The organism is Saccharomonospora saliphila YIM 90502, from assembly GCF_000383795.1.
GTDB classification, from domain to species: Bacteria; Actinomycetota; Actinomycetes; order Mycobacteriales; family Pseudonocardiaceae; genus Saccharomonospora; species Saccharomonospora saliphila.
On record NZ_KB912633.1, the window covers coordinates 1 to 4,645 of the forward strand.

The 4,645-nt window shown below is 70.9% G+C and carries 3 protein-coding genes and 2 pseudogenes; 2 read left to right on the plus strand and 3 right to left on the minus strand.

Annotated features, from left to right (window positions below):
* Positions 1-549 (plus strand): annotated as a pseudogene (locus SACSA_RS0104765) (NADP-dependent phosphogluconate dehydrogenase); the annotation flags it as partial.
* A gap of 204 nt (positions 550-753) precedes the next feature.
* On the opposite strand, the gene SACSA_RS0104770 reads toward SACSA_RS0104765, so the two are convergent.
* The 3 genes from SACSA_RS0104770 to SACSA_RS0104780 form a co-directional block, all read right to left on the minus strand.
* Positions 754-1,938, minus strand: a complete 1,185-nt coding sequence (locus tag SACSA_RS0104770; RefSeq protein WP_019813978.1) for a 4-hydroxybenzoate 3-monooxygenase — start codon at positions 1,936-1,938, stop codon at positions 754-756.
* 144 nt (positions 1,939-2,082) lie between these two features.
* Entirely contained in the window at positions 2,083-2,889 is an 807-nt protein-coding gene (locus SACSA_RS0104775; protein ID WP_019813980.1) for an IclR family transcriptional regulator, read from the minus strand.
* Between the two features lie 175 nt (positions 2,890-3,064).
* Complete coding sequence (locus tag SACSA_RS0104780) at positions 3,065-4,186, minus strand: 5-methyltetrahydropteroyltriglutamate--homocysteine S-methyltransferase (RefSeq protein ID WP_028661546.1); 1,122 nt, start codon at positions 4,184-4,186, stop codon at positions 3,065-3,067.
* 150 nt (positions 4,187-4,336) lie between these two features.
* Between SACSA_RS0104780 and SACSA_RS25700 the strand changes: the two are divergent.
* Positions 4,337-4,645: pseudogene (locus SACSA_RS25700) on the plus strand (hypothetical protein); the annotation flags it as partial.

A 4,645-nucleotide genomic window follows, 5' to 3' on the forward strand; every position in this document is an offset into this window, starting at 1 on the left:
CGCTCGGCCGCCCGCGGCCTGGCCGGTCCGTCCCGCGCGCCGCTCACGGGCGCGGAGGCCGAGCGGTTCGCCGACGACGTCGAGCAGGCCCTCTACGCCTCCAAGGTCGTCGCCTACGCCCAGGGGTTCAACCAGATCCAGGCGGGCAGCGCCGAGTACGGATGGGACATCGATCTCGGCGCGGTCGCCTCGCTCTGGCGCGGCGGTTGCATCATCCGGGCGACCTTCCTCGACGACATCCGCGCCGCCTACCGCGAGGACCCTGCGCTGCCGACCCTGCTGACCAGCGGGGAGTTCCACACCGCCGTCGAGCGGGCGCAGGACGCCTGGCGCTCGGTGGTCTCCACCGCCGTGCGGCTGGGCATCCCGACTCCCGGCTTCGCCACGGCCCTGGCCTACTACGACGGCCTGCGCGCCGAGCGGCTGCCCGCGGCACTGGTGCAGGGACAGCGCGACTACTTCGGCGCGCACACCTACCGCCGCGTCGACCGCGCGGGCACCTTCCACACCACCTGGGCCGAAACCCCCCGAACCGAACACGAAGCCTGACCACCCACCCGCGAGTCGCCCCCTCGTGCGCGCGAGTTGCCCCTTCCCGCGCGCGAGTTGCCCCCTCGTGCGCGCGAGTTGCCCCCTCGTGCCCGTGTACTCGCCTCCTCGTGCGCACGGGCGTCCCGGGGCGGGTGAGCACGCGCGAGGCGGCGTTGTTCCCGCCCGGTCGACTCGCCCGGGCCGGATGGGCCGGTGGCGTCCTCAGCGGCCCTCGAACGGGAGCCCGGCGTAGTTCTCGGCGAGGCTCGTGGCCGCCGCGCGCGAGGTCGCCGTGTAACGCAGTTGCGCCAGTTGCAGTCGGCGGCCGAAGTCGTCGCTGTCCGGGTCGGTGTGCAACATCGACGTCATGAACCAGGAGAAGTGCTCGGCTCGCCACACCCGGCTCAGGCACGTCTCGGAGTAGGCCGCGGCGGGCGCCGGATCACCGTCGCGCAGCAGGAGCTTCAACGCGTGCGCGAGGTGGCGCACGTCGGCGACGGCGAGGTTCATGCCCTTCGCCCCCGTCGGCGGCACGATGTGGGCGGCATCGCCCGCGAGGAACAACCGGCCGTACTGCATGGGCTCGACCACGAAACTGCGCATGGGCGTGATGCTCTTCTCCAGCACCGGCCCCTCCCTCAGGCTGAACCCGTCCCTGGTGGCCAGGCGTTGTTGCAGTTCCGACCACACCCGGTCGTCCGGCCAGTCCTCGAGTGGGTCGTTCGGGTCGACCTGGAGATACAGCCGGGTGATCTCCGGCGAGCGCATGCTGTGCAGGGCGAACCCGCGTTCGTGGTGGGTGTAGATCAGTTCCTCGTGCGACGGCGGTGTGCGGGCGAGGATGCCGAGCCAGGCGAACGGGTAGTGCCGCTCGTACACGGTCAGCTCCCCGTCCGGGATCGACGACCTGCTGATGCCGTGGAAGCCGTCGCACCCCGCGATCGCACCACAGCGCAGCTCCTGCGCGTTGCCCGCGGCGTCGGTGTAGGTGATACGGGGCGTCTCACCGTCCAGGTCGTGCAGCGCGACGTCGGAGACCTCGAACTCGATCGGCAGGTCCTTCTCCTCGTGCGCGGCGATGAGGTCCTTCACGATCTCCTGCTGGCCGTACACCGTGATGCACCGGCCCGCCAACTCGGTGAGGTTGATCCTGTGGTCGGCGCCGTCGAACCGCAGGGACAGCCCGTGGTGCGGCATCCCCTCGGCATCCATCCGGGCGCCGACACCGATCTCGCGCAGCAGGTCGACGGTCGGCTGTTCACATACTCCGGCGCGGACGCGTTGCTCGACGTAGGAGCGGCTGCGCGCCTCGAGCACGACCGCGTCGATGCCCTGCAAGTGCAGCAGGTACGACAACAGCAGGCCCGCGGGGCCCGCTCCGACGATGCCAACCCGGGTGTCGGTCACATGTCCTCCGTTTCGCGTCGTCGCGTCGAGTACCCGGCCGACTGTCCGGGGCCTCGCGGAACCCCGCACGTCCGTGCGGCAGTGGGACAAGGGTGAAAGCCCGCCCGGGCGGTCAGCCACCGTGCCTCCCGCTGAGTGGAAATGTTACTCCGCTCGGGTGGTGTCGGGATCGGTTCCGGGTGGCCGGTGCGCCGCGCGGGGCGCGCCCAAGGCGCGGGAGATGCCGCGTGCGGCGGCGCGGACGGCGGGCACGAGCGTCCACGGGTCGGTACCGGCCGAGGGCACGACGATCGAGATGGCCGCGACCACCGTGTCGCCCTCCCCGTACACGGGCGCCGCGACTGAGAGCGCGTCCAGCTCGATCTGGCCGTCACTGATGGCGAAACCGTCGCGGCGGACGTCGGCCAGCGCGCGGCGCAGCCGGACGGGCTCGGCGAGCGTCTTCGGCGAGTAGCGCCGCAGTGGCGCGGCGAGCACCCGCTCCTGCACCTCCGGCGGCGCGAACGCCAGCAGCACGAGCCCCACACCGGTGGCGTGCAACGGCAGTCGCCCGCCGACCCGCGACTGGATGCGGATGGCCTCGCGGCCTGCGATGCGCTCGACGTAGACGACCTCGGTGCCGTCGAGGACAGCGAGCTGCACGTTCTGGTGGGTGGCCTCGTACAGGTCCTCGAGGAACGGCAGCGCGCTCTCCCGCAGCGCGGCACCGTGCGGCGCGAGCGAGGCGATCTCCCACAACCGCAACCCGATGCGATAGCCGCCGTCGGCGTCGCGTTCGAGCGCGCCGTGCTCGGTGAGCTCGCGAACGAGGCGGTGCGCGGTGGACAGCGGAAGCCCGGCGCGCCTGCTCAGCTCCGACAGGGTCAGCACGGGCCGGTGCGGGCTGAACGCGTCGAACACGTCCAGCACCCGGCCGACCACGCTCACCGAGGCTCCCGCGTTGTGCCGCACAGCCCTACCCAACCTCCCGGTCACGCACGGCGCAACGCCCTCCCCCACGGGAGTACGGTGCCGCCGCGACGCGCTGGGAAGGCGTCCGCCGCGCCGTCGGGTGCCGTCAAGGCCTCCTTGACTGCGTTGAGTGCAGTAAAGGAGGCCTTGACGGCATGACAACAGTAAGGAGGGGTCAGCCCCAGACCTTGTCCGCCGTCTCGACGATGCGTTCGAGCTTGCGGAACTGTTCGTCGCGGGTGAGGTCGTTGCCCTCCTCGGTGGAGGAGAAGCCGCACTGCGGCGACAGGCAGAGCTGGTCGACGTCGATGTAGCGCGACGCCTCCTCGATGCGCCGCTGGAGGGACTCCAGCGACTCCAGCTCACCGCGCTTGGTGGTCACCAGGCCGAGCACCACGTACTTGCCCTTCGGCACGAACCGCAGCGGCTCGAATCCGCCGGAGCGCTCGTCGTCGAACTCCAAGAAGTAGCCGTCGACGTTGAGCTCGTTGAACAGGGCCTCGGCGACGAAGTCGTAGCTGCCCTCGGCCGCCCACGACGAGCGGAAGTTGCCCCGGCACAGGTGCGTGGTGATCGCCATGCCGTCGGGCTTGTGCGCGAGGGCGGCGTTCATCGTCTTGATGTTGCGCAGGTGCAGGGTGTCGGCGTCGCCACCCATGCGGGCGACGAGCTCGCGCTGCTTCGGGTCGTTGAGGTAGGCCAGGCTCGTGTCGTCGAGCTGGAGGTAGCGGCAGCCGTGCTCGCCCATCGCGGCGATCTGCTTGCCGTAGGCCACGCTGAGGTCGGAGAAGAAGTCCTCGAGGTCGGGATAGACCGTCTCGTCGACGGCCGTGCGCCCGCCCCGGTAGTACACCATGCTCGGCGACGGAATCGTCAGCTTCGGCGTCACCTCAGGGTCGGTGACCGAGGCCAGGAAATCGAAGTGCTCCGCGAAGATCGGCTCACTCAGCCCGACCTTGCCGTCCACCTGCAATCCGGGCGGGCTGAATTCGAGGTCACCCGCCGCGTTGTGGAACTTGACGTGCAGCTTCTCGTCGCTCTGCGAGACCCCGTCGAGCTGGTAGATGAAATCCATGTGCCAGGACGACCTGCGGAACTCGCCGTCGGTGGCCGACCGGAGGCCCGCCTTGCGCTGGGCCGCGACGACGTCGCGGATCGCGGCGTCCTCCACCGCCTTCAACTCGGCCGGGGTAATCTCGTTCCGCGCCGCCTTCTGCCGGGCCTCGTGCAGCTCGGGCGGCCGCAACAGGCTTCCGACGTGGTCAGCACGAAACGGAGGAGTCGTTCGCTGGGTCATCGTCGGATAGTCACACGGCCATGTGACGCCCCTCAACACAGTGTGGTCGAGGTTTTCACTGGCTGAAAGCCCCGGCGCCGTCGGTCACCCGCCGTGGGCGTACGCGTACACGCCCGGTTCGTCCGGCGTCCGGCCGGGTATTCGCCGCGCATGTTGTCTTCGATCGCGCGCGGTGCCGCGGCCGGCGCCGCCGGAACCACCGCGCTGCACGCGGCCACCTATCTCGACATGGTCCTGCGTGGCCGCCCGTCCAGCACCACGCCCCAGCAGACCATCGACAAGCTCAGCGAGGCGGCGGGGACCCGGCTGCCCGGGGACCAGCAGGAGCAGGAGAGCCGGAAGTCCGGACTGGGCGCCCTGCTCGGGCTGGTCACCGGAACCACGGTCGGCGTCGGCTACGGCGCGCTGCACGCCCTCGGGTGGCGCCCGCCCGCACCGGTGGGCGGTGCCGTGGCGGCC